The 23490-nt window shown below is 71.7% G+C and carries 22 protein-coding genes; 7 read left to right on the top strand and 15 right to left on the bottom strand.

Translation table 11 applies throughout. From position 1 onward, the window contains the following. Window positions 1-345: 345 nt before the first annotated feature. From HII36_RS21305 to HII36_RS21265, 9 genes are all read right to left on the bottom strand, one after another. A complete protein-coding gene (locus HII36_RS21305; RefSeq protein ID WP_173524988.1) occupies window positions 346-1434 on the bottom strand; it encodes a prephenate dehydrogenase in 1089 nt (362 codons plus the stop codon). Window positions 1435-1480: 46 nt separating this feature from the next. After that, entirely contained in the window at window positions 1481-1840 is a 360-nt protein-coding gene (aroH, locus tag HII36_RS21300) for a chorismate mutase (protein WP_173524987.1), read from the bottom strand. Between the two features lie 70 nt (window positions 1841-1910). Next, a complete protein-coding gene (locus HII36_RS58715; RefSeq protein ID WP_328807809.1) occupies window positions 1911-3782 on the bottom strand; it encodes a pseudouridine synthase in 1872 nt (623 codons plus the stop codon). Further along, the gene (gene scpB, locus HII36_RS21290) at window positions 3779-4420 is read right to left on the bottom strand and encodes an SMC-Scp complex subunit ScpB (RefSeq protein ID WP_407940821.1); all 642 of its coding nucleotides are present in this window, start codon (window positions 4418-4420) and stop codon (window positions 3779-3781) included. Before scpB ends, HII36_RS58715 begins: the two co-directional genes overlap by 4 nt. A 544-nt stretch (window positions 4421-4964) precedes the next feature. Continuing rightward, the gene (locus tag HII36_RS21285; protein ID WP_328807808.1) at window positions 4965-5783 is read right to left on the bottom strand and encodes a segregation and condensation protein A; all 819 of its coding nucleotides are present in this window, start codon (window positions 5781-5783) and stop codon (window positions 4965-4967) included. Then, complete coding sequence (locus tag HII36_RS21280; RefSeq protein WP_328807807.1) at window positions 5780-6721, bottom strand: ParA family protein; 942 nt, start codon at window positions 6719-6721, stop codon at window positions 5780-5782. Before HII36_RS21280 ends, HII36_RS21285 begins: the two co-directional genes overlap by 4 nt. 118 nt (window positions 6722-6839) lie before the next feature. Beyond that, the gene (locus HII36_RS21275) at window positions 6840-7745 is read right to left on the bottom strand and encodes a site-specific tyrosine recombinase XerD (RefSeq protein ID WP_173524985.1); all 906 of its coding nucleotides are present in this window, start codon (window positions 7743-7745) and stop codon (window positions 6840-6842) included. 14 nt (window positions 7746-7759) lie between these two features. Next, window positions 7760-8368: an NUDIX domain-containing protein gene (locus tag HII36_RS21270; protein WP_173524984.1), complete on the bottom strand. Its 609-nt coding sequence runs from the start codon at window positions 8366-8368 to the stop codon at window positions 7760-7762. 29 nt (window positions 8369-8397) lie between these two features. Then, window positions 8398-10062, bottom strand: coding sequence for a CTP synthase (locus tag HII36_RS21265; protein ID WP_173524983.1), 1665 nt, complete (start codon window positions 10060-10062; stop codon window positions 8398-8400). A 110-nt stretch (window positions 10063-10172) separates the two neighbouring features. Between HII36_RS21265 and HII36_RS21260 the strand changes: the two genes are divergently transcribed. From HII36_RS21260 to HII36_RS21245, 4 genes are all read left to right on the top strand, one after another. Further along, on the top strand, window positions 10173-10835 hold the full coding sequence (locus tag HII36_RS21260) for an acyltransferase (RefSeq protein WP_236003706.1): 663 nt from the start codon (window positions 10173-10175) through the stop codon (window positions 10833-10835). A gap of 25 nt (window positions 10836-10860) precedes the next feature. Continuing rightward, window positions 10861-11577 carry an MgtC/SapB family protein gene (locus HII36_RS21255; protein WP_173524982.1) on the top strand — a complete coding sequence of 239 codons (717 nt, stop codon included), beginning with the start codon at window positions 10861-10863 and terminating at the stop codon, window positions 11575-11577. A 40-nt stretch (window positions 11578-11617) separates the two neighbouring features. Continuing rightward, a complete protein-coding gene (locus HII36_RS21250) occupies window positions 11618-12742 on the top strand; it encodes an NAD(P)H-dependent flavin oxidoreductase (protein WP_173524981.1) in 1125 nt (374 codons plus the stop codon). A gap of 117 nt (window positions 12743-12859) precedes the next feature. Beyond that, entirely contained in the window at window positions 12860-13603 is a 744-nt protein-coding gene (locus tag HII36_RS21245) for a GntR family transcriptional regulator (RefSeq protein WP_173524980.1), read from the top strand. A gap of 4 nt (window positions 13604-13607) precedes the next feature. Here HII36_RS21245 and HII36_RS21240 read toward each other — a convergent pair whose 3' ends face one another. Beyond that, window positions 13608-15995, bottom strand: a complete 2388-nt coding sequence (locus HII36_RS21240) for a GcvT family protein (protein ID WP_173524979.1) — start codon at window positions 15993-15995, stop codon at window positions 13608-13610. Window positions 15996-16064: 69 nt separating this feature from the next. Between HII36_RS21240 and HII36_RS21235 the strand changes: the two genes are divergently transcribed. From HII36_RS21235 to HII36_RS21225, 3 genes are read left to right on the top strand one after another with little or no spacing between them, the layout of a single operon-like run. After that, complete coding sequence (locus HII36_RS21235; RefSeq protein WP_173524978.1) at window positions 16065-16973, top strand: phosphotransferase; 909 nt, start codon at window positions 16065-16067, stop codon at window positions 16971-16973. A gap of 4 nt (window positions 16974-16977) precedes the next feature. After that, a complete protein-coding gene (locus tag HII36_RS21230) occupies window positions 16978-17577 on the top strand; it encodes a DUF4126 domain-containing protein (protein ID WP_173524977.1) in 600 nt (199 codons plus the stop codon). Between the two features lie 59 nt (window positions 17578-17636). Then, on the top strand, window positions 17637-18761 hold the full coding sequence (locus HII36_RS21225; RefSeq protein ID WP_173524976.1) for a ScyD/ScyE family protein: 1125 nt from the start codon (window positions 17637-17639) through the stop codon (window positions 18759-18761). A 97-nt stretch (window positions 18762-18858) separates the two neighbouring features. On the opposite strand, the gene HII36_RS21220 is transcribed toward HII36_RS21225, so the two are convergent. The 5 genes from HII36_RS21220 to HII36_RS21200 are packed head-to-tail and all read right to left on the bottom strand — an operon-like array spanning window position 18859 to window position 23489. Next, window positions 18859-19737, bottom strand: a complete 879-nt coding sequence (locus HII36_RS21220; protein ID WP_173524975.1) for a TIGR03619 family F420-dependent LLM class oxidoreductase — start codon at window positions 19735-19737, stop codon at window positions 18859-18861. Beyond that, on the bottom strand, window positions 19734-20981 hold the full coding sequence (locus tag HII36_RS21215; protein WP_173524974.1) for an LLM class flavin-dependent oxidoreductase: 1248 nt from the start codon (window positions 20979-20981) through the stop codon (window positions 19734-19736). Before HII36_RS21215 ends, HII36_RS21220 begins: the two co-directional genes overlap by 4 nt. Further along, window positions 20978-21763: an alpha/beta fold hydrolase gene (locus tag HII36_RS21210; RefSeq protein WP_173524973.1), complete on the bottom strand. Its 786-nt coding sequence runs from the start codon at window positions 21761-21763 to the stop codon at window positions 20978-20980. Before HII36_RS21210 ends, HII36_RS21215 begins: the two co-directional genes overlap by 4 nt. Window positions 21764-21774: 11 nt before the next feature. Continuing rightward, complete coding sequence (locus HII36_RS21205) at window positions 21775-22524, bottom strand: SDR family NAD(P)-dependent oxidoreductase (RefSeq protein WP_173524972.1); 750 nt, start codon at window positions 22522-22524, stop codon at window positions 21775-21777. Continuing rightward, a complete protein-coding gene (locus HII36_RS21200) occupies window positions 22524-23489 on the bottom strand; it encodes an alpha/beta hydrolase (protein WP_173524971.1) in 966 nt (321 codons plus the stop codon). The genes HII36_RS21205 and HII36_RS21200 overlap by 1 nt, the downstream gene beginning before the upstream one ends. Window position 23490: the final 1 nt, after the last annotated feature.

Below are 23490 nucleotides of genomic sequence, written 5' to 3'. Positions count from 1 at the left end.
GGGGTGGGGTGGGTGGCGACGTGGCCTGCGCCGCCGCCGGGCTCATGACCACGACCATGCTCAGGCCGATGGCCACCGAAGCGATCCTTCGGGGACTGGATGACACGAACTACCTCCTCGTCGAGGCCGCGTGCACCCGCCGGTCCACGAGGAGGCGTCAAAGGTCACCCGGGTACGCCGAAGAGGACCGTTGACCCTCCCCGTTGGGTGACGAGTGAGCGGCCGCACGTAAGCGGCCGATCTCCGACAGGAGTGTAACTAGTGATCAACCCCGACAGATAGCTCCTAACATTGCCCAAATAATCAGCGGGTTCCGGTGAGCTTTGACCTACGGGCGAACCGGGGTCAGGGGACCTGCCAGCCGCGCTCGTGCAACGCGGCCGTGAGCACGCTCGCCGCGTCCGGCTGGACGGACAGCTCGGCGATGCCCAGCGGCAGCCCGGGCGCGTGTTCCAGCCGGACGTCCTCGACGTTGACCCCGACCTCGTCGCACACCTGGAACAGCCGGGCCAGCTGCCCGGGACGGTCGCCGATGACCACCTGGACCACCACGTACGCGGGCGCGGGACCGCCGTGCTTGCCCGGGATCCTGCCGTGCCCCGCCACGCCGCGCTTGAGCAGGTGCACCAGGTCGTCGCCGGCCGTGCCGTCGCCCTCGGCCAGCGCGCGCAGCGCCGTCGCCGCCTCGGCCAGGTCGTGGGCCACCGCCTCCAGCACCTCGGCCACCGGCGAGGCGTTGCCCGACAGGATGCCCAGCCACAGGCCGGGGTCGCCGCCGGCGATCCTGGTCACGTCGCGCACGCCCTGACCGGCCAGCCCCAGCGCCACCTCCGTGGCGTCGGCCAGCCTGGCGGCCACCGCGGAGGCGGCCACGTGCGGGGCGTGCGACACCACGGCCACGGCGCGGTCGTGGTCGCCCGCGTCCACCTCGACCGGGTTGGCCCCGCACAGCTCGACCAGCCGCAGCACCGCCGCCTTGGCCGCCGGGGCCGCCTGCGGCGTCGGGCACAGCGCCCACGGACGGCCGAGGAACAGATCGGCCCGCGCCGCGCCGGGACCCGACTTCTCCCGCCCGGCCAGCGGGTGCGAGGCCACGTACGCCGACAGGTCGCAGCCGAGCTCGGCCGCGCGCTCGATCGGCTCGGCCTTCACGCTCGCCACGTCGGTGTAGGCGGCCGCCGTGCCGCGCCGCTGCAGTTCCAGCAGCTCGTCGGCGACGTGCGCCGGCGGCACCGCGATCACCGCCAGGTCGACCGGCTCGCCGCGCTCCGGCTGCCACTCCTCCCCCGCGCCCAGCTCCCTGGCCAGCCGGACGGCACCCTGGTCGCGGTCGGCGAGCAACACGCGCACGTCCTTCTGCCGCAGCGCCAGGGCCACGGAGGTGCCGATGAGACCGGTGCCCACCACGAGCACGGTACGGAGTTCGGAGTCCATTGTGCTTGTCCTGATTCGAGTGCCTGCTAGGGGGGTGGAGAAGCGGTTACTGCGCGATGTCCTGGCGCAACGCCACGGCTCCGCGCAGATAGACGTGCTGGATCTCCGAACGCGGCCGGTCCGTCTCCACGTGCGCCATCAGCCGCACCACCCGGGGCAGCGCGCCAGGCACGCCGATCTCGGTGCAGCAGATCAGCGGCACGTCGTGGAAACCCAGCTTGCGCGCGGCCAGCGCGGGGAACTCGGCCGTCAGGTCGGGCGTCGCGGTGAACAACACGCTGATCACGTCGTCGGTGGTCAGCTCGTTACGATCCATGATCGCGGAGACCAGCTCGGTCGTCGCCTCGACGATCGAGTCGCGGTCGTCGAAGTCCACCTGGATCGCGCCCCGGATCGCCCGCACCATGTGGTTCGTCCCCTTCCATAAACGGAGAGCCCGTGCGGAGATGCGCACGGGCTCCTGCGTTCCGGCCAGATTACAGCTTCACGGCCGCGTACAGCTCGCCGACCTCGTGCAGGGACAGCGCCCTGACGGTGCCCGGCTTGGTGCGGTTCAGCTTGATCGGGCCGAACTCGATCCTGGCCAGGTCGATCACGCGGTGCCCGGCCTCCTCCAGCATGCGCCTGACGACGTGCTTGCGCCCCTCGTGCAGGACGATCTCGACCAGCGCCTGCTGGGCGTGCTCCTCCACGATGGCGAAGCTGTCGGCCCTGGCGATGCCGTCCTCCAGCTCGATGCCCTGCTTGAGCCTGCGGCCCAGGTCGCGCGGGATCGGCCCGGGCACCTTGGCCCAGTACTTCTTCTGCACGCCGTAGCTCGGGTGGGTGAGCCGGTTGGCCAGCTCGCCGTCGTTGGTGAGCAGCAGCAGGCCCTCGGTCTCGGTGTCGAGCCTGCCCACGTGGAACAGCCGCGGCGCCAGCTCCTGGACGTAGTCGGCCAGGCACGGGCGGCCCTGCGGGTCGTCCATCGTGGACACGACGCCGATCGGCTTGTTGATCGCGTAGTAGACCAGGTCGGGGGCGGTCGGGATGCGCTTGCCGTCGACGTGGATGACCTGCGCCGCCGGGTCGACCTTGGCGCCGAACCTGCGCACCACCTGGCCGTTCACCGTGACCCGGCCGTCGCCGATCATCTCCTCGCAGGCGCGCCGGCTGGCCACGCCCGCCTGGGCGAGCACCTTCTGCAGCCGTACGCCGCCGGGGACCTCGGTGGTGTCACGCTCGTCGGTGTAGCCCTCGGGGTAGAAGTCACGGTCGCGCATCGGCTGGCGGGCCGTCTTGAACCGGTCCCGCTGCGGCGCCCCGGCGCCGCCCTGCCGTCCCGGCTCACGCCGCCGGTCGCCGCCGATGGTCTGGACGCCGTCCCGCCGCTGGGCGGGGCGGCCGGCGTCGTCGCGACGGCCGTACCTGGACCTGGTGGACGACGTGGGCCGCGGCGCCGCGTCCTCCCTGCGTCCCGAGCGGTCGGCACGGAACCCGCTCCGCTCGGCCCGGTTCGTGTCACGGCCTTCGGCCCGGTAACCGGAACGGTCATCACGGCCCGCGGGGCGGTAGCCGGAACGGTCGTCACGGCCCGCGGGGCGGTAGCCGGAACGGTCGTCACGGCTCTCTGGGCGGTAGCCGGCGCGGTCGTCGCGGCCGGGCGTGCGGCCGTAGCGGGCGCGGGACCCGCTGCTGTCGGCCCTCAGCGAGTCGCGAGAGCCACCGCGGAAGTCACGGGAGTCGCGGTCGCGGGAGTCACGAGAATCGCGGGAGTCGCGTGAGTAGCCTCCGCCGAACCCGCCCTCGCTCCTGGACTCGCCCCGGAAGTCGCGTCCGAAGCCGCGCCCGCGCTCACCATCGCGACCACGGTCACGGTCGCGGTCCCTGTCGCGGTCACGGTCGCGGTCGTCACGGCGGAACCCGCCGGCGCGCGTGTCCTCGCGGCGGGGGCCCCCACGGAAGTCGTCACGGCGGGAGTCGTCCCTCCGTGAGTCGTCCCTTCGTGAGTCGTCGCGGCGGAAGTCGTCCCTGCGCGAGTCGTCGCGGCGGGGGCCGCCACGGAAGTCGTCGCGCCTGGACTCGTCGCGGGAGTCACGGCGCGAGTCGTCGCGGTGGCCGCGCGAGTCGGCGCGGAAGTCGTCACGGCGGGAGTCGTCGCGACGGGAGCCGCCACGGAAGTCGCCGGAACCCGAACGGCCCGAACCCGAGCCGGAACGGCCCGAACCCGAGCGGAAGGCGGGACGCCCGCCTCGGCCCGTGCCGCCTGCGCGGCCCGCGCCGCCCGCACGGCCGGCGCCACCCGCGCCGCCGCCGGAGCGTCCACGACCGCGTCCATCACCGGACGGGGTGCTTCGCCTGTTGATCACTTTGTCGTCTCCTCGAGATTTTCCACGTCGTCCGGGAGGAAGGGGGCGAGCTCGGGGAGCTCGCTCAGGTCCCGCAGTCCCAGACGTTCAAGGAAGTATGAGCTTGTCCGGTAGAGCACTGCCTGGCTCTCCGGGTCGGTCCCGGCCTCTTCGACCAGTCCCCTGGCGACCAGCGTCCGCATGACGCCGTCGCTGTTGACGCCGCGTACCGCGGCCACACGGGCGCGGCTCACCGGTTGCCGGTAGGCCACGACCGCGAGTGTTTCCAGCGCGGCCTGAGTGAGCCGCGTCTGCTGGCCGTCGCGTACGAACCGCTCGACCAGCGGCGCGCAGTCGGCGCGCGTGTAAAAGCGCCAACCACCCGCGACATCCCGCAACTCAAAACCCCGCCCGGCGGCCGTATATTCCGCGGCCAGCCGCCGTAGCGCCGCGGCCACCTCATGGGTGGGCCGCTCCAGCACCTGCGCCAGAGTCACCTCGGCCACAGGCTCATCAACCACCATGAGGATAGCCTCAAGCCCCGCCTCCAGCGTCACCCCACCGTCTGCGACAGCCCCAGCGGCCTCGCTGCCCCCAGTGGCCTCATCGGTCTCAGCGGTCTCATAGGCCTCAGCAACCTCACGGACCTCTTGGGCCACCGCCTCGGGCTCGGGCTCGGAGGCGGGCTCGGGTTCCTGGCCCTCGGGTTCATCGGGCGCGCGCGTTGCGCCGAGCCCCGCCGTACCACTCCCCGCCGACCCGGCGCCGGAGTGGCCCACGTCCGGAAGGCCCGCACCCGAGGAGGCCACGTCCGCGAGGCCCTCACCCGAGGGGCCCGCAACCGGGCCGTCCGCGCTCGGGAGGCTCGCGCCTGGGAGGCCTACATCCGGAAGTCCCGCATCCTGGCGACCTGCACCTGAAAGGCCCACACCCGGGAGGCCCACATCTTGGCGACCCACACCCGAATGGTCCACACCCGAGGGCGCCACATCCGGGAGCCCCGCATCCGGATGGTCCACACCCGGGAGGTCCACATCCTGGCGACCCGCGCCCGGCGCGGCCGCGTCCGCCGCGCCCGCAGCATCCGTCCCCGAAGCATCCGCGTCAGGAGCGTCCGTGCCCGGAGAACCCCCCTCGGGTGTGTCCGGGGTGGCCAGGGAGCCGGGGAGGGTCATCCAGGCGGGTAGCGCCTTCTTGGCCTTGTCACTCATCAGCTGTTCTCTCCGCCGATTCCTCGTAGTCGTCCCCCACCGCGACCTCCCCGTCGTCGGCCCCCGTCCACGTCACGTGCAGGTCGCCCAGCGGCTCGACCTGCTCGAACGTCACCGCCGACTCACGGAACAGCTCCAGCACCGCCAGGAACCTGGCGATCACCTCGAACGTGCCCTCGCAGTCGGACACCAGCGTGCGGAAGGTGGCCCGGCGCAGCCGGCGCAGTTTGGCCACCAGCAGCGCCGCCTGCTCCTTGACGCTGGCCAGCGGCTGGTAGATGTGCCCGACGCTGACCGTGGGCGGCAGTTTGGGGGCGAACGCCTTGGCCGCGATGCGGGCCAGTTGCTCGGGCCCGATGCCGAGGATCAGCTCCGGCAGCAGATTGGCGAACTGCGGCTCCATCGGCACCGTGCGCGGGTATCGCAGCGCCTCCTCGGCCATCTGGCCGGCGAAGACCTTGGTCACCTCTTTGTACGCCTTGTACTGCAGCAACCGCGCGAACAGCAGGTCGCGGGCCTCCAGCAGGGCCAGGTCTTCCTCGTCCTCGACCTCGCCGGTGGGCAGCAGCCTGGCCGCCTTCAGGTCGAGCAGCGTGGCGGCGACCAGCAGGAAGTGGCTGGTCTGGTCGAGATCCCACTCGGGGCCGCGGGAACGGATGTAGGAGATGAACTCGTCGGTGACCTTGGAGAGCGAGACCTCGGTGATGTCGAGCTTGTGCTTGGCGATGAGGCCGAGAAGCAGATCGAAGGGGCCCTCGAAGACGTCCAGGTGAACCTGGAAACCCTGGGGTTCGGTCTGTTCTGCGGTCACCTGGCCATTGTCGCAGGCGCCGGCCAGCGCGAGAGCACCTCGCGGGCCAGCTCGCGGTAGGCGTTGGCGCCCAGCGAGGACGGGTCGAAGGTGGTGATCGGCTCGCCGGCGACGGTGGCGTCGGGGAAGCGGACGGTCCGGTTGATCACGGTGTGGAACACCTTGTCGCCGAACGCCTCGACCACGCGGGCCAGCACCTCGCGCCCGTGCAGGGTGCGGGCGTCGTACATGGTGGCCAGCAGGCCCTCGATCTCCAGCTCGTCGTTGAGCCGCTCCTGCACCTTGGAGATGGTGTCCATGAGCAGGGCGACGCCGCGCAGCGCGAAGAACTCGCACTCCAGCGGCACCATGACGCCGTGCGCGCAGGTGAGCGCGTTGATGGTGAGCAGGCCCAGCGAGGGCTGGCAGTCGATGAGGCAGACGTCGTAGTGCGGCAGGAGCGGCTTGATCACGCGGCCGAGCACCTGCTCGCGCGCTACCTCGGTGACGAGCTGGACTTCGGCGGCCGACAGGTCGATGTTGCTGGGCAGCAGGTCGAGGCCCTCGACGCCGGTTTCGAGCAGGACGTCTTCGGCGGTGACGCCGCGGTCCATGAGCAGGTTGTAGACGGTCAGGTCGAGCTGCAGCGGGTTGATGCCCAGGCCGACCGAGAGCGCGCCCTGCGGGTCGAAGTCGACCAGCAGCACCTTGAGACCGCATTCGACCAGCGCGGCGCCCAGGTTGATGGTGGTGGTGGTCTTGCCGACCCCGCCCTTCTGGTTCACCATCGCCACGACGCGCGCGGGCCCGTGCACGGCGGGCGGCACCGGCTCGGGGAACACCGGCCGGGGGCGCTGGGTGGGGCCCAGATTGACGCCGTTCGAAGGCGCGTTGGTCTTCGTGTCGCCCCAGGGGTTGTCGGGGGTCCCTTGGGTCGAACCCTTGGTCGTCACAGTCACCAGCTCGAACCTCCCTGACGATCCCGAACCGGACCGTCCGGACGGACACTATGGCGTCACCACTTAACGCGGCAAGGCGGCACGCCGGGGGCACCGCTCACGCGCAAAAGACTATAGATCACTGCCGGGCGCGTGGATGCGCCGCCGCGTACACCTCGCGAAGTTTGTCGACCGTGACCAGGGTGTAGACCTGCGTGGTCGTGACCGAGGCGTGACCGAGCAGCTCCTGCACCACCCGGACGTCGGCGCCGCCGTCGAGCAGGTGGGTGGCGAAGGAGTGGCGCAGGACGTGCGGGGAGATCCCGGCGAGCCCGGCGCGTTCTGCCGCGGCCTGCAGCACCTCCCAGGCTCCCTGCCTGGTCAGACGGCCGCCGCGGGCGTTGAGGAAGACGGCGGGGGTGCCGCGGCCGTGCGCGAGCAGGCCGGGCCTGGCCCTGATCAGGTAGGCGTCGAGCGCGGAGTGGGCGTAGCTGCCGAGCGGCACGACCCGGGTGCGCGCGCCCTTGCCGCGCAGGCGCACCTGGTCGTCCTCGAGGTCGTCGACGGCCAGGCCGACGGCTTCGGAGATGCGGGCGCCGGTTCCGTACAGGACTTCGAGCAGGGCCCGGTTGCGCAGGGTCAGCGGCGCGCCGTCGGGGCCGGAGGCGGCGATGAGGCGTTCGACCTCGTCGACGGCGATGGCCTTGGGCAGGCGGCGCAGCTGGCGCGGCGGGCGGACCTGGTGCGCCGGGTCGTGCGCGGTGACGCCTTCGCGCAGGGCGAAGCGGTGCAGGCCGCGCACGGCGGAGACGGCGCGCGCGGCCGAGCTGGCCACGAGCGCCGGGTGCTCGCCGTCGCCCTCGCGCAGCGCGGCGAGGAAGCCCCGTACGTCGGACTCCCCCACCTCGTCGAGCCCCAGCCGCCCGCGTGCCTGCAGATGTTCGACGTAGCGCCGCAGGTCACGGCGGTAGGACGCGAGCGTGTTGGCAGCCAGGCCCCGCTCCACCGCCAGATGGGCGAGGTAGCTGGAGAGCACCGCCTCCACGAATGGTCCTTCCGTCACGCCTCAGGGGCGTCGGCGGGGCGCAACAGGGCGAACCCCTCAACCGAAGCCGCATATGCGGCGAGGATACCGGCCACGGCCGGGGAATTGTGGATCATTCCCATGAGCGCCTTCTCGACCGCGTCGGCCAGCGGTATCCACTCGACCGGCATGTCGATCTCCTCGTGGTGGTGAACGAAGTCGTTCTCCGCCTCGGGGATCTCGGTCAGGTCGCGGGCCAGGAACACCCGGATCCGCTCGTCGGACATGCCGGGCGAGGTGTAGAGATCGACCAGCGTGTGCCACGTGCCGGCCCGGTAGCCCGCCTCTTCGGCGAGCTCTCGGGCGGCGGTGGTGACGAGCGGTTCGCCTGCCACGTCGCGGATCCCGGCGGGCAGCTCCCACAGCAGGTGGCGCGTGGCGTGGCGGTACTGCCTGATGAGCAGCACCCGGTCGGCGGCGTCGAGCGCGAGCACGGCGACCGAGCCGGGGTGCACCGCGTAGTCGCGGTCGGCGACCTGGTCGCGGGGCATCCGCACGGTGTCGGTGACGACCTCGATGACCCGGCCTTTGAACCGCTGCCGGGTTTCGACGACGTCCCACGACTCGGGCGTGTCCTGGATCATGTTCGCGCTCGCTTCTGGCCGTTGAAAGGTCACTTGCCTACTTTGGCAGCCACGCGGCTGTCGGCGTAGGTCAGGGCGGCGTTGATGAGTCCCTTGAACATCGGGTTGGCGCGGGTCGGGCGGGAGCGGAACTCCGGGTGCGCCTGGGTGCCGATGAAGAACGGGTGCACGTCGACGGGCAGCTCGGTGTACTCGACGAGACGGCCGTCGGGCGACAGGCCGGAGAAGACCAGGCCGACGTTCTCGAGCTGCTCGCGGTAGGCGTTGTTCACCTCGTACCTGTGGCGGTGGCGCTCGTCGGCCTTGGCCTTGCCGCCGTAGAGCTGGCGGGCCAGGGTGCCCTCGCCGAGCTTGGCGGTGTAGCTGCCCAGGCGCATGGTGCCGCCCATGTCGCGCTCGCCGGCCACGACGTCTTCCTGGTCGGCCATGGTGGAGATGACCGGGTGCTTGGTGTCGGGGTCGAACTCGGCGGAGTTGGCGTCCTGGATGCCCGCCATGTGGCGCGCGGCCTCGATGACCATGCCCTGCATGCCGAGGCAGATGCCGAGCAGCGGGACCTTGTTCTCCCGGGCGTGGCGGATGGCGCCGATCTTGCCTTCGATGCCGCGCACGCCGAACCCGCCGGGGATCAGCACGCCGTCGACGCCGTCGAGCTCCCGCTCGGCGCCGTCGGGGGTCTCGCAGTCGTCGCTCTTGACCCAGCGGATGTTGACGCGGGCGTCGTTGGCGAACCCGCCGGCGCGCAGCGCCTCGGTGACCGACAGGTACGCGTCGGGCAGGTCGATGTACTTGCCGACCAGCGCGATCGTGACCTCCTTGGCCGGACGGTGCACGCGCCGCAGGAGCTGCTCCCACTCCTTCCAGTCGACGTCGCGGAAGGGCAGGCCGAGACGGCGCACGACGTAGGCGTCGAGGCCCTCGGAGTGCAGCACCTTGGGGATGTCGTAGATGGAGGCGGCGTCGACGGCGGAGACGACGGCGTCCTCGTCCACGTCGCACATGAGGCTGATCTTGCGCTTGATGGCGGTCTGCACCGGGCGGTCGGAGCGCAGCACGATCGCGTCGGGCTGGATGCCGATGCTGCGCAGCGCGGCCACGCTGTGCTGGGTGGGCTTGGTCTTCAGCTCGCCGGACGGGCCGATGTACGGCAGCAGCGACACGTGCAGGAAGAACACGTTGTCGCGGCCGACCTCGTGCCTGATCTGGCGCACGGCCTCCAGGAACGGCAGCGACTCGATGTCGCCGACCGTGCCGCCCACCTCGGTGATGACCACGTCGACGTCGGGGGCGGCCATGCCCCGGATGCGGTCCTTGATCTCGTTGGTGATGTGCGGGATGACCTGGACGGTGTCGCCCAGGTATTCGCCGCGCCGCTCCTTGGCGATGACGTTGGAGTAGACCTGGCCGGTGGTGACGTTGGCCGAGCCGTGCAGGTCGGTGTCGAGGAAGCGCTCGTAGTGTCCGACGTCGAGGTCGGTCTCCGCGCCGTCGTCGGTGACGAAGACCTCGCCGTGCTGGAACGGGTTCATCGTGCCGGGGTCGACGTTGAGGTACGGGTCGAGCTTCTGCATGGTGACCCGGAGACCGCGTGCCTTGAGCAGGCGACCGAGGCTGGAGGCCGTGAGCCCCTTGCCGAGACTGGAGGCGACACCGCCGGTGACGAACAGATGCTTGGTTTGCGATGCGCTGCGCAAAGGGGCTCCCGTGGCTCGAGGTGTGGTCGAACTGTCCACGGGCTCTCAGGATATCAAACAACGCCCCCGACATGCCCGAACGGCGTGACTTGGCGGTAACTTTGGGCCCTATGTCATTCCTCCGCCGGGCCATGGGGACACTGATTCACCATGCCTACACGGCGATCCGGCACGCTGGGGCGATCTCTCCGGCGAGTCCCGCGGGCTATCGTTTCCGCCGTCTGGGCGACGGCGTCAGCATCGCCTTCCCCCCTGGCGCGATCTTCGGCGAGCAGTGGATGGAGATCGGCGACCACACGTTGATCGGCGAGCGCGTGTCGCTGTCGTGCGGCATGGGTCCGGGCGTGGACCTGGGGCCGGAGTCGATCCTGCGCATCGGCGGAAGCTGCTCGATCGGGCGCGGCTCGCACATCGTGGCGCACCAGTCGATCGACATCGGTGAGCACGTCTTCACCGGCCCGTACGTGTACATCACGGACCAGAACCACGTCTACGACGACCCGGAGATTCCGATCGGGCGGCAGTGGCCGCGTAACAGTCCCGTCTCGATCGGGGCGGGCTCGTGGCTGGGCGCCGGGGCGATCATCCTGCCGGGCACCACGCTGGGCCGTCAGTGCGTGGTCGCGGGCGGCGCGGTGGTGCGCGGCGAGTTCCCCGACCACAGCGTGGTGGCGGGGGTGCCGGCCAAGCTGGTGCGCCGCTACACGCCCGAGCAGGGCTGGCATGCCCCGGGTATCGCCCTGACCATGGATCGGCAAGCCACGGCCTCATAGCTCGCCCGCCGGGCATCAACCGGCCATGGAGTTCGACCTGCTGCTGCGCCTGGTCGCCGCCGCGGCGCTGGGCGGGGTCATCGGGATCGAGCGCCAGTGGCGGGCCAGGATGGCCGGGCTGCGCACGAACCTGCTGGTCGCGGTGGGCTCGGCGCTGTTCGTGGTGCTCAGCGCGTACGGTTTCGCGGGCGACCCGGGCACGGCGGACCCGACCAGGGTGGCCGCGCAGATCGTCTCCGGGATCGGCTTCCTTGGCGCGGGCGTGATCCTGCGCGAGGGCTTCAACATCCGCGGGCTCAACACGGCGGCGACGTTGTGGTGCGCGGCGGCGGTCGGCTCGCTGGCCGGGGCCGGCATGTACCTGATGGCCGCGGCGGGGACGCTGCTCATCGTGGCCGCGAACACCGCGATGCGCCCGATCGGCCGCTTCCTGGACCGGCGCAGGGCCGCCAGGCGCACCCGTTACCGGTTCGAGGTGACGTGCTGGGAGGACGACCAGGCGCACGTGCGCAAGCTGATCGTGAGCGCACTCACCCGTCCTGAGCTGCGGCTGCGCAGCCTCTACAGCCATGAGTCCGGGCAGCGGCGGCAGGTGGAGGTGCACGCGATCGTGGACAGCCTGCGCCGCGACGAGAACCTGTTCGAGAGCGCCACCAGCCGCCTCAGCCTGGAGCCCTCGATCACCTCGGTCTCCTGGACGGTCGAGCGCGACGACGAGGACGACGACGACGAGGACAACTGACCCCTGGACCGAACAAGGTTCTGGCGGTTAGCGTCTGGACATGCGGACCGCCATCTGTGAGCGCCTGGGCATCGAGTTCCCGCTGTTCGCCTTCAGCCACTGCCGCGACGTGGTGGCCGCCGTCACCAACGCGGGCGGGTTCGGGGTGCTGGGCGCGATCGCGTACACGCCCGAACAGCTCGACACCGAGCTGACCTGGATCGACGAGCAGGTCGGCGGCCGGCCCTACGGCGTGGACGTGCTGGTGCCCGGCAAGATCGACGCCTCCGCGCTCGACAGCGGCGCGCACCTGCTGGACTTCGTCCCGGAACGCCACCGCGACTTCGTCGCGCACCTCATGGCCAAGTACGGCGTGAGCGGCCCGGCACGGCCGCTGACCGCCACCGCGGACGAGTTCGGCAGGCGCGTGACGGCGGCCGGCGCGACCGGGCTGGTCGACGTCGCGCTCAAGCACCCGATCGGGCTGATCGCCAGCGCGCTCGGCCCGCCACCGCCCGAACTGGTGGCCGCGGCACGCGAGGCGGGCGTGCCGGTGGCGGCGCTGGTCGGCACGGTGGAGCACGCGCGCAGGCAGGTCGCGGCGGGCGCCGACCTCATCGTCGCCCAGGGCGGCGAGGCCGGCGGTCACACCGGCGAGATCTCCACCATGGTGCTGGTGCCGCAGGTCGTGGACGCCGTCGCGCCGGTGCCCGTGCTGGCGGCCGGCGGCATCGCCTCAGGACGTCAGATGGCCGCGGCCATGGCCCTCGGCGCGGACGGCGTGTGGTGCGGCTCGGTCTGGCTGACCACCGAGGAGGCCGAGACGTCGCCCGCGGTCAAGCGCAAGATGCTGGCGGCCACCTCGCTCGACACGGTCAGGTCCCGTTCCCGCACCGGCAAGCCGGCCAGGCAGCTCAAGTCGGCCTGGACGGAGGAGTGGGACTCGGGCCCGGAGAGCCCGGGGCCGCTCGGGATGCCGCTGCAGATGCTGGTCGCGGAGTCGGCGATGGCCCGGATCACGGCGGCGGCCGAGCGCGGGAACGCGGGCGCGGCGGAGCTGGCCAACTACTTCGTGGGTCAGGTGGTGGGGCAGCTGAACCAGGTGCGGCCGGCTCGGGAGGTGGTGTACTCGATGATCACCGAGTTCGCCGAGGCCGTGGACCGCCTCCGCCGCCTCACCGACTGACCGCGTGGCCCTCGGGGGCGGCGTGCGGGCGGGCGACCCTTGGGCGCCCCCCAAGGGACGGCCACCGTCAGGGGCGCTTCGCGGGGTGTATCGGCCGGTGCGGGCTAGTATGCGCGTGTGGTCGGGACACCCGAGTTGGAGCGTGGTTCCGGGGTCCCCGCGCACGTGCAGATCGAACGCTGGCTGCTCGAATCGATCTCCTCGGGCGCGCTGGCCCCCGGCGAGCGGCTGCCCGGCGAGCGTGAGCTGGCGGCCGACCTCGGCGTGAGCAGGATGACGCTCAGGCAGGCGCTGGCCACCCTGGAACGCGACGGCGTGCTGGTCAGGCTGCCGGGACGGTCGGGCGGCGCGTTCGTGGCCGAGCCGCGCATCGAGTGCGACCTGACCGGGCTGGCCGGGTTCACCGAGCAGATGCGGCGGGCGCACCTGCGGGCCGAGGCCAGGGTGCTGGTCGCGGCGACCGTCCCGGCCTCGCGACGGGTGGCGGCGGCGCTGCGGGCCGAGGCCGGCACGCCGGTGCACGAGGTGTCCAGGGTGCGTTCTGCGGGCGGCGCGCCGGTGGCGCTGGAACGGTCGTTCTTCCCCGCGCTGCCCGGCTTCCTGGAGCAGGACCTGGGCGGCTCGCTCTACGCGCTGCTGTCCGACCGCTACGGCCTGGGCCCGGCGACGGCCGTCGAGCATCTCGACCCGGTGACCGCCCGCCCGGCGGAGGCGGCTGAGCTGGGCATCGCGCCCGGCGCACCGCTCATGCTGATCGAGCGCACCGCCTACGCCGCCGACGGCACGCCGGTGGAGTACGCCCGCGACCTGTTCCGCCCCGACCGGGTACGCATCTCGGTCCGCAGCGGCGTGACCGCCTGACCGCTCAGCCCCGCACGCGCGCGCCCGCAGGGTCGTAGAGCGGCTCCTCGGCCACGGTGGCGGGCACCCACTCCCCCTCGATCTCGATCTCGGCCGCCGTGCCCGGCTCGGCCGCCAGGTAGGCGTAGGCGATCGAGGCCGCCACGGTGTAGCCGTACCCTCCCGAGGTGACCCGTCCGGCGACGGCGCCGTCGATCCGCACCGGCTCGTTGCCCAGGGCGACGGCGCGCGGGTCGGCCAGGGTGAGGCACCGCAGCCGGCGCGCGGGGGCCGGGTCGAGCGCGTCCCTGCCGAGGAAGTCCTTGTCCTTCCTGACGCAGAACCCCAGCCCCGCCTCGTACGGCGTGCTCTCGGGGCCGATGTCGGCGCCCCAGACCCGGTAGCCCTTCTCCAGCCTGAGACTGTCGATGGCCCGGTAGCCGCAGGCGGCCATGCCGTGCGGCGCGCCGGCCCGCCACAGGGTCTCCCACAGCGTCCTGCCGTACTCGCTGGAGCAGTACAGCTCCCAGCCCAGCTCGCCGACGAACGTCACGCGCAGCGCCAGCACCGGCACGTCGCCCACGGTCAGCTCGCGCGCGTTCATGAACCGGAAGTCCAGCGGATCGGGCGTCAGCGTGGACAGGATGTCGCGGGCGCGCGGGCCCCACAGCGCGAAGCAGGCGTACTGGCCGGTCACGTCGGCGATCCTGACCGTGGCGCCGGTCGCCGCGGCCTGCTTGCGCAGCCAGCCCAGGTCGTGCGCGCCGAACGCGGTTCCGGTCACGACGAGGAACTCCTGCTCGCCGCGCCTGGTGACGGTGAAGTCGCACTCGATCCCGCCGCGCCGGTTCAGCGCCTGCGTGTACGTCACCGCGCCCACCTCGCGGGCCACCCGGTTGTCGCAGACCCATTCCAGCAGCTCGGCGGCGTCCGGGCCGGTGACCTCGATCTTGGCGAACGAGCTCTCGTCGAACAGCCCGGCCGCCTGCCTGGTGGCCCGGTGCTCGACGCCGACCGCGGGCGACCAGAGCCGCCCGGCCCACCCTCTGGGCCGTTCATCGGTGGCGCCGGTGGTGGCGTTCGCCTCGTAGTGGTTGACGCGTTCCCAGCCCGCCTTCTCGCCGAAGGCCGCGCCGTGCCCGGCGTGCCAGGCGTAGGCGGGCGAGACGCGCAGCGGCCGCCCGGCGGCGCGTTCGTGCCCCGGGTAGCGGATGTCGTAGTACGTCTCGTAGTTCTCCACCGCCCGCTTGAGCGTGTACGACGGCGAGCGGTAGTGGCGGCCGAAGCGGCGCACGTCCATGTGCCACAGGTCCATGGACGGCTCGCCGCGCACGATCCACTCGGCCATCACCTTGCCGATGCCGCCCGCGCCCGCGATGCCGTGCGCGCAGAACCCGGCCGCCACGAAGAAGCCGGCGACCTCCGTCTCGCCCAGGCAGAACTCGTTGTCCGGGGTGAACGCCTCCGGGCCGTTGATCAGCTTGCGGATGCCGACGTCGGCCATCGCGGGCACACGGACGCGGGAGTTGTCGGAGATCTCCTCGAAACGCGGCCAGTCCTCGGCCAGCAGGCGGCCGTTGAAGTCGGCGGGCACCTGGTCATAGGCGGCCTGGGTGGCCGTCCAGGGGGCGCAGGTGCGCTCGTAGCCGCCCATGACCAGGCCGCGCACCTCCTGCCGGTAGTACACGAGCAGGTCGGGGTCGCGCAGCGTGGGCAGCCCGGACAGGTCGTGGAAGCCGTCGGTCACCACGTACTGGTGCGACATGGGCACGACGGGGACGCGCACCCCGGCCATGCGGCCGATCTCGGCGGCGAACATGCCGCCGCAGTCGACCACCACCTCGCAGTCGATGTCGCCCTGGTCGGTGCGGACGCGGCGGACCCGCCCGCGCTCGACGTCGATCCCGACCACCCGGGTGCGCGTGCGGATCACCGCGCCGCCCTCGCGGGCCCGCTTGGCCAGCGCGTAACACAGCTGGGACGGGTCGATCTGCCCGTCGGTGGGCAGGTAGGCGGCCCCGAGCACGCCGGCCGGGTCCATCAGCGGGAACAGCGCCACCGCCTCGTCGACCGAGATCTCCTCCAGCGGCAGCCCGAACGTGCGCGCCCAGCCGATCTGCCGCCTGATCTCGGCCATCCGCTCGGGGGTGCAGGCCAGCTTGATGCCGCCGCACTCGCTCCAGCCGGCGTCCAGCGTCCGGTACAGCTCGACGGAGTACTGGTTCATCCTGGTCAGCGTCGGGTCGGCGCGCAGCTGGCCCACCAGCCCGGCCGAGTGGAAGGTGGATCCGCTGGTCAGCTCGTCCCGCTCGATCAGGACGACGTCGCGTTCGCCGAGTTCCGTCAGATGGTAGGCGACGGACGTGCCGCCCACCCCGCCGCCGATGACCACGATGCGGGCCGAGTCGCTCATGGTCGCGAGGCTAACCCGGCACGCCGCAAAAGGTCTAGACCGTTTATGGGGCGGGGGTTACCATCGGCCATGGCCGTGCCCGAGGTTCTCGATCGCATCCCCCTGCTGTCCGGTTCCCCGCGTCACGTGGAGGAGCTGCCCGGTGGCCTGACCAACCGCAACTACAAGGTCACCACGCCCGGCGGCTGCTACGTGGCGCGCGTGTGGGCCAGCGACGGCGAGCTGCTGGCCATCGACAGGGACGTCGAGTACGCCTGCTCGCTGGCCGCCGCCGAGGCCGGGGTGGGCGCGCCGGTGCACGCGTACCTGCCGGGCGAGGGCGTGCTGGTGGTGGGCTACCTGCCGGGCTGCAGGACGTACACCGAGGCCGACCTGCGCGACTCGGCGAACCTGCCGCGGGTGGCCGAGGCGTGCCGCCGCCTGCACGCGGGCCCGCGGTTCGCGCGCGAGTTCGACATGTTCGACGTCCAGCGGCGCTATCTCGACATCGTCCGTACGCGAAATTTCCGACTTCCCGCCAAATATCTCGATTTCATGCCCGTCGTGGGACAAATCAGGAAATGTCTGGAGGTGCGCGCCGAACCCACCGTGCCCTGCAACAACGACCTCCTGCCCGGCAACATCCTGGACGACGGCCACCGCCTCTGGCTGATCGACTACGAGTACGCCGGCAACAACGACGCCTGCTTCGAGCTGGGCAACCTGTGGAGCGAGTCCGACCTGTCGCTCGACCAGCTCGACGAGCTCGTCACCGCCTACTACGGCCACCCGTACCGTCACAAGATCGCCCGGGCCCGGCTGCTCGGCCTGATGTCCAAGTACGGCTGGACCCTGTGGGCCTCCATCCAGGACGGCGCCAACGACGCCATCGACTTCGACTTCTGGTCCTGGGGCATGGAGAAGTACGAGCGGGCGGTGGCCGAGTTCACCGGAGCGGACCTGCCGCGCCTCATGGACGAGGCGGCCCGGGCAGACTAGGGGCATGCTCGCAGCATTGACCGGGCTCGGCCTGTCCACGGCCGCCGGGCTCAACGCCTACATCCCCCTGCTCGTGGTGGGGGTGCTGGCCAACCTCACCGACCGGGTGAAGCTGCCCGACGGCTACGAATGGCTGTCGAACTGGGGCGTGCTCGCGGTGATCGCCGTGCTCCTGCTGGCCGAGATGGTGCTCGACAAGGTGCCCGCCGTCGACTCGATCAACGACGCCGTCCAGACGGTGGTGCGCCCGGCGTCGGGCGGCGTGGTGTTCTCGGCCACCAACGCCGCCGCCGAGCTCGACAGGTCCACCTGGATGACCGAGCACCCGTGGGCCGGCTGGCTGCTGGGCATCGTGGTGGCGCTGGCCGTGCACGCGGTGAAGTCGGCGGCCCGTCCGGTGATCAACGCGGGCACGGCGGGCGTGGGCGCGCCGGTGGTGAGCACCGCCGAAGACGCGGGCTCGCTGGGCATGAGCCTGATCGCGGTGTTCCTGCCGCTGCTGGTGATCGTCGCGCTGGTGCTGCTGGCGCTGCTGACCTGGTGGCTGATCAGGAAGGTGCGCGGGCGGCGCCGGCGCCGGGCGGGAAATCACCCGTCAGGCTGACGCGCACTCCGTCTGCGGGCTGATTCGCCCCGATCTCCGCTCTCCTACGGTGATCCCTCATGAAGCGAGTCATCATTGCGGGGGGAATCGCTGCTCTCGGCCTGGCCGTGTCGGCCGTGCCCGCGACCGCAGACGAATCGAACGTGACGGTCGTGGCGTCCAAGCTCGACAACCCGCGCGGCCTGGCCTTCGGCCCCGACGGCGCGTTGTACGTCGCCGAGTCCGGATCGGGCGGGAAGATCAAGTGCGCCACGGTGCCGGCCCCGCCGGGCGGCCAGGCGTCCAAGACGTGCCTCGGGCTGACCGGGAAGATCTCGAAGCTGGCCGACGGCAAGCTGTCCACGGTGGTCAAGGACCTGCCGTCCGCGGGGGCGCAGGGCATGGGCACCGGGCCGCACGACGTGGCGTTCGCCGCGGACGGCAGCATGCTGGTGCCGATCGGCCTGGGCGGCGACGCCAAGCTGCGCAAGGGCCTCGGCCCCAAGGGCAAGGCCCTGGGCACGCTGCTGAAGATCAAGGACGGCAAGGCGAAGATCTTCGGTGACCTGCTGGCCTTCGAGGCCAAGCACAACCCGGACAAGAAGGACAAGGGCAGCGCGATCGACTCGTACCCGTTCGCGGTGGCCCCCACCTCGGACGGCGGCGCGCTCGTCACGGACGTCGGCGCCAACGACGTGCTCAAGGTGAGCGCGTCGGGCAAGGTGTCGCTCACGGCCGTCTTCCGCGCCCGCATGGTCGAGCCGCCGAAGGCGCTGAAGCTGCCCAAGGGCAAGGTGCCGATGCAGTCGGTGCCGATGGGCATCGCCAAGGGCCCCGACGGGTCGTACTACGTGGCCGAGCACGCCGGATTCCCGCAGCCCGAGGGCGTGGCGCGGGTGTTCAAGCTGACGGGCAAGAAGGTCGAGACCGCGGCCAAGGACTTCACCACCGTGGTGGACGTGGCCTTCGACGCCTCCGGCCGCCTGGTGATCCTCGGCTCGGTCGGCCCGGTGCCGTCCGACCACCAGCCGAAGACGTCGCTGTACCGGATCGAGGCCGACGGCTCGCGTACCGAGCTGCTCAAGCCGGGCACGCTGACCGTGCCGCTGGGCATGGCGATCGCCGACGACGGCTCGATCTACGTGACGAACAAGGCGTTCACCCCCGGCAAGGGCGAGATCGTCCGGGTGACCGTGGCGGACTAGCCCGGAAGAGACGTGTGGGCGCCATCGTGGCCCCCGACCCTGGCGAGCCCACACCCGAGAGAGGTCCGGCAGCAGCGTCCGCGCTGCCGGGCCTCTTTCACATTTTCTGGATGACCTCCTCGGCGAACCGCTCCAGCGTCGCCACCTTGAAGGCCAGGTCGGAGGCGTAGTGCCGGGCCTCGTCCGGCGGGGCCAGCCACCACGGGGCGCACATGGTGGCGGTGACGCCCCGGTCGCGCCAGCGCTTGTAGAGATCGGCTCCGGGCGGCGCGGCGAAGGACATGACGATCTCGAAGCCGTCGCGCCTGCCGTACTCGTCGAGCAGCGCGTGCAGCCGCGCCAGCACGGCCCGCCCCTCCTCCTCGCCGTAGACCTGGTTGCCCATCCAGCCGTCGCCGAGCCTGGCGGCCCTGCGCAGCGCGGGCTCGCTGTCGCCGCCGAAGTAGACCGGCACCGGAGCCGCGGGGACGGGCGCGATGCTGAGCGGACGGAAGGCGTAGAACTCGCCCTCGTACGCGACCATCTCGCCGGTCATGAGCCGGCGCAGCAGCGGCACCATCTCGCCCAGCCGCCTGCCCCGGGTGGCGAAGTCCTGGCCGGTCTGCTCGAACTCGTCGCGGCACCAGCCCGCGCCCACCCCGCAGATCACCCGTCCGCCCGACAGCACCGCGGCCGTCGAGACGGCCTTGGCCACCGTGAACAGGTCGCGGGCCGGCGCGATGTAGACGTTCGTGGCCAGCTTGAGCCTGCTGGTGACCGACGACAGCGCGCCGATCGTCACCCACGGGTCGGGCCAGGGCGTGGCCGGTCCCCAGATGGGCGCGCCGTCGCCCGAGTACGGGTAGGGCACGCTGTAGTCGGTGAAGAACAGGTGGTCCGACAGCGCGATCGCGTCGTACCCGCACCGGTCGCCGGTCCTGGCGATCTCGACCAGCTGCTCGGTCTCCAGGAACGGCACCGCCTGCCAGAACCTCATGACCGGAACTCCGGCATCACCTTCTCGGCGAAGGTCTCCAGGTTGCGTTTGACCTCGTCGAGCGGGGCCACGCCCTGCTGGCCCTGCATGAACAGGCCGAACCACTCCAGGTCCGGGATGCGGTCGAGCATGTTCTGGATGCCGCGTTTGACGTCGTCGGGGGTGCCGACCAGGGCGAGCTGCTCGTCGACCATGCGCTGGTAGAGATCGGCGCCGGGCATCACCGGTTTGTCCGGGTCGTCGGAGGCGTTGCGCAGCACCTCCAGGTAGCCGAACGGGCCGAAGAACCCGGCGAAGTCGCGGCTCATGTGGCGGCCCCAGCGCCGCATCGCGTCGGCGCGGTCGTCGCCCAGGCCGACCACCTTGAGAATGCCGGTGTGCTGGCCGAGCCGGTAGTCGCGGCCGTGCCCGGCGCTCTCGCGCTGGTACAGCTCGCACTTGGCGCGGTGCGCGTCCGGCTGCGGCACGAAGATCCACGGCACCATGTCGTGCTCGGCGCAGCGCACGATCGAGCGGTCGCTGACCGAGAACGGGTACCACAGCTCCGGGTGCGGCACCTGGTACGGGCGCGGCCCGACCGAGACGGCCTGGATCACGCCGTCGGCGGACAGCTCGCCCGGCGCGCCGAACGTCCTGGTCCACTCCTGCGCCGGCCAGCCCTCGATCCCCTCGTACGGGTAGGGCACCTCGAAGTCGACGACGTCGCTCTTGTAGCGCAGCGTCTCCTCGGTCCAGGCCAGCTTCATGATCTTCAGCAGCTCGCCGAACACCTCGAAGTTGCGGTCGTCGGACGAGGAGCCGTCGGAGCGCGCGGCCTCGGCGGCCCAGCGCCTGCCCAGCACGTTCGACCAGCGGTTCTGGTACCCGCGAGCCACGCCGAGCCGCAGCCGGCCGCCGCTGAACTGGTCGAGCAGCGCCACGTCCTCGGCCGCCCTGATCGGGTCCCACGCGGTCAGCACCAGGCCGAGCGGGGCCAGCAGGATCCGCTCGGTACGCGCCGCCAGGTCGGCCAGGATCATCAGCGGGTTCACCGAGAACTCGAAGCCCTCGGAGTGGAAGTGGTGCTCGGTCACCATGATCGCGTCGAAGCCGGCCTGGTCGGCGAGCACCGCGATCTCCCTGACCTGGCCGATCATCTCCTGGTAGGCATCGGTGTCGCGGCCGATCGGCCGCCTGGAGACCGCGCGGTCGCCGCTGAAGCCCGAGCCGGGTAACTGCGGGTTCATGAAGATCGCGAATTTCACAGCCAGCTCCTCAGGACGCGGACGAACTCGGCGGGACGTTCCTCGTGCAGCCGGTGGCTGGATCCCTCCCAGCACACGACCTTGGAGTCGGGATGCTTGAGCAGCCCGGACTCCCACGCCGCCTGCACCGGGTCGGCCCAGATCGACAACACCGGGCACTGCCTGCGGGCCAGGTAGTCGTCGCTGGCCGGGCGCACGCCGATGGAGTCGGGGTCGGTGAACAGGCCCTGGAACGCCTGGGCCAGCACGTGCGGGGGCATGCCGTACAGGCGGCGCTGGTGCCAGCGCCTGATGACGGCGGGCGTGGCGCTGCTGGTGCACCACTTGTCGATCTCGACGGCGACGGCGTGGGCGTGCTCGCCGCTCAGCCCGGCGATCATGCCGGGGAACCCGGCGGCCACCTCGGGGACCACGCCGTAGCCGGGGTCGATGACGACGATCTTGCCCACCTTGTCCGGGTGTTCGACGGCCAGGATGGAGACGATCTGGCCGCCCATGGAGTGCCCGATCGCCGTCACACGTTCGATGCCCAGGTGGTCGAGGAGCAGGTTCAGGTCCTCGGCCATCGCGCGCGGGGTGTTGCCGGTGTCCGGGACGGACGAGTAGCCGTGGCCGCGCAGGTCGACGGCGATCACCCGGTGGTCCCTGGCGAGCGCGTCGATGTGCCACGACCACTGGTGCGAGTCGGCGCCCCAGCCGTGCACCAGCAGCAACGGCGTGTCCCCCGCGCCGTCGTCGGTGTAGAAGAGCCTGACGTTTCCCCCGATGTCCGCGTACGGCATGTGCCGCCTCCTTAGTAGCCGGGACCGCTGAGCAGACCTCCGTCGACGAGGACCTCCGTGCCGGTGCAGTAGGCCGACTCGTCGGAGGCGAGGAAGACCGCCGCGTTGGCCACGTCCACCGGGTCGCCCCAGCGGGCCAGCGGCAGCGCGGCGAAGAACGCGTCGGCGTCGATGTCCACGCCCTTGGCCACCTCGGGGTCGAGCGCGAGCGCGGTGGCGATGCCGCCGGGGTGCAGCGAGTTGACGCGGATGCCGTGCCTGCCGAGCTCCTGGGCGGCGGCCTTGGTGATGCCGCGCACGCCGAACTTGGACGCGCTGTAGGCCGACAGCCCGGCGGCGGCCGCGTAGCCCTCGACGGAGGAGGTGTTGACGATGGACCCGCCGCCGGCCGCGCGCATGGGCTCGGCCACGGCCCGCATGCCGAGCCACGGGCCGAGCAGGTTCACGTCGAGGATGCGGCGGAACTCGCCGGGCGACATATCGCCCAGCAGGCGATATTTCAGGATTCCGGCGTTGTTGACCAGGACGTTGAGCGTCCCGTACCTGTCCACCGTGTGCCTGACGGCGGCGGCCCAGTCGTCCTCGCTGGTCACGTCCATGCGCAGGTAGCTCGCCCCGGTCCGCTCGGCCACCGCCGAGCCGTCGAGCACGTCGCCGAACACCACGCGCGCGCCCTCCTCGGTGAAGCGCCGCACGTGCGCCTCGCCGATGCCGCGCGCGCCGCCGGTGATCAGCGCCACCTTCCCGTCGAGCCGTCCCATCAGCTCGCCCCCGCCCGCACGTCGCCTGTCCTGATCACGCTGTTCACCAGCTCGGACGCCTCCTTCGCGGCCGGCAGCACGGCGCCCATGCCGTAGAAGCCGTAGAAGCCGTGGAACATGCCGTCGTACCTGACGCCGTGCGCGGGCACCCCGGCGAACCCGAGCAGCCGCGCGTACGCCTCGCCCTCGTCGCGCAGCGGGTCGTGCTCGGCGGTGAGCACCAGCGCGGGCGGCAGGCCGCTCAGATCGGCGTGCACCGGCGAGCTGTACGGCTCGGCCCGCCTGGCCGGATCGGGCTGGTAGCAGTCCCAGAACCAGCGCATGTGCGCGGCGGTCAGGAAGTAGCCGGTGCCGTTCTCGCGGTAGGACGGGGTGTCCTGGTCGGCGTCGGTCACCGGGTAGATCAGGACCTGCAGCGAGATCGGCGGCCCGGCACGCTCGTCGCGGGCCTTGAGGCAGACCACCGTGGCCAGGTTGCCGCCCGCGCTGTCACCGGCCACGACCAGGCGGCCGGGGTCGCCGCCCAGCTCGGCCGCGTGCTCGTGCGCCCAGCGGGTGGCCGCGCAGGCGTCCTCGACGGCGGCCGGGTAGGGGTGCTCGGGGGCCAGCCGGTAGTCCACGGAGACCACCACCGCCTCCGCGCCGGCGCAGATGTCGCGGCAGACGGCGTCGTGGGTGTCGAGCGAGCAGATCGTGAACCCGCCCCCGTGGAAGTACACGACCACCGGCCGCCCGCCCCCGTCGCCCGCGCCACCTTGTGCGCCCTCGGGCGGGCTGTAGACCCGGACCGGGACGTTCCCGGCCAGACGGTCCACCACCTGACCGACCGGGCGCGGCTCGGTCTCCAGCGGCGGCGCCTCGGCCAGCGTCCGCCGCACCTCGGCGGCGTCCCAGCCGCCCGCGCCCTTGGGGAAGAACGCGCTCATCGCCTCGATGACCGCCCTGGTCACCTCGTCAACCGCCATG

Origin of the sequence: Nonomuraea antri (assembly GCF_013283785.1) — a bacterium.
Classification (GTDB): Bacteria; Actinomycetota; Actinomycetes; order Streptosporangiales; family Streptosporangiaceae; genus Nonomuraea; species Nonomuraea antri.
The sequence above is the reverse complement of the archived record's forward strand: the minus strand, read 5'-3'. Positions and strand labels throughout refer to the sequence as shown.

Bases quoted from the DNA above. Each gene is read 5' to 3' on its own strand.
- HII36_RS21305 (WP_173524988.1), bottom strand. From the start codon at position 1,434: ATGGACTCCGAACTCCGTACCGTGCTCGTGGTGGGCACCGGTCTCATC.
- aroH (WP_173524987.1), bottom strand. From the start codon at position 1,840: ATGGTGCGGGCGATCCGGGGCGCGATCCAGGTGGACTTCGACGACCGC.
- HII36_RS21270 (WP_173524984.1), bottom strand. From the start codon at position 8,368: ATGATCCAGGACACGCCCGAGTCGTGGGACGTCGTCGAAACCCGGCAG.
- HII36_RS21260 (WP_236003706.1), top strand. From the start codon at position 10,173: ATGTCATTCCTCCGCCGGGCCATGGGGACACTGATTCACCATGCCTAC.
- HII36_RS21255 (WP_173524982.1), top strand. From the start codon at position 10,861: ATGGAGTTCGACCTGCTGCTGCGCCTGGTCGCCGCCGCGGCGCTGGGC.
- HII36_RS21250 (WP_173524981.1), top strand. From the start codon at position 11,618: ATGCGGACCGCCATCTGTGAGCGCCTGGGCATCGAGTTCCCGCTGTTC.
- HII36_RS21240 (WP_173524979.1), bottom strand. From the start codon at position 15,995: ATGAGCGACTCGGCCCGCATCGTGGTCATCGGCGGCGGGGTGGGCGGC.
- HII36_RS21235 (WP_173524978.1), top strand. From the start codon at position 16,065: ATGGCCGTGCCCGAGGTTCTCGATCGCATCCCCCTGCTGTCCGGTTCC.
- HII36_RS21230 (WP_173524977.1), top strand. From the start codon at position 16,978: ATGCTCGCAGCATTGACCGGGCTCGGCCTGTCCACGGCCGCCGGGCTC.
- HII36_RS21225 (WP_173524976.1), top strand. From the start codon at position 17,637: ATGAAGCGAGTCATCATTGCGGGGGGAATCGCTGCTCTCGGCCTGGCC.
- HII36_RS21220 (WP_173524975.1), bottom strand. From the start codon at position 19,737: ATGAGGTTCTGGCAGGCGGTGCCGTTCCTGGAGACCGAGCAGCTGGTC.
- HII36_RS21210 (WP_173524973.1), bottom strand. From the start codon at position 21,763: ATGCCGTACGCGGACATCGGGGGAAACGTCAGGCTCTTCTACACCGAC.
- HII36_RS21205 (WP_173524972.1), bottom strand. From the start codon at position 22,524: ATGGGACGGCTCGACGGGAAGGTGGCGCTGATCACCGGCGGCGCGCGC.
- HII36_RS21200 (WP_173524971.1), bottom strand. From the start codon at position 23,489: ATGGCGGTTGACGAGGTGACCAGGGCGGTCATCGAGGCGATGAGCGCG.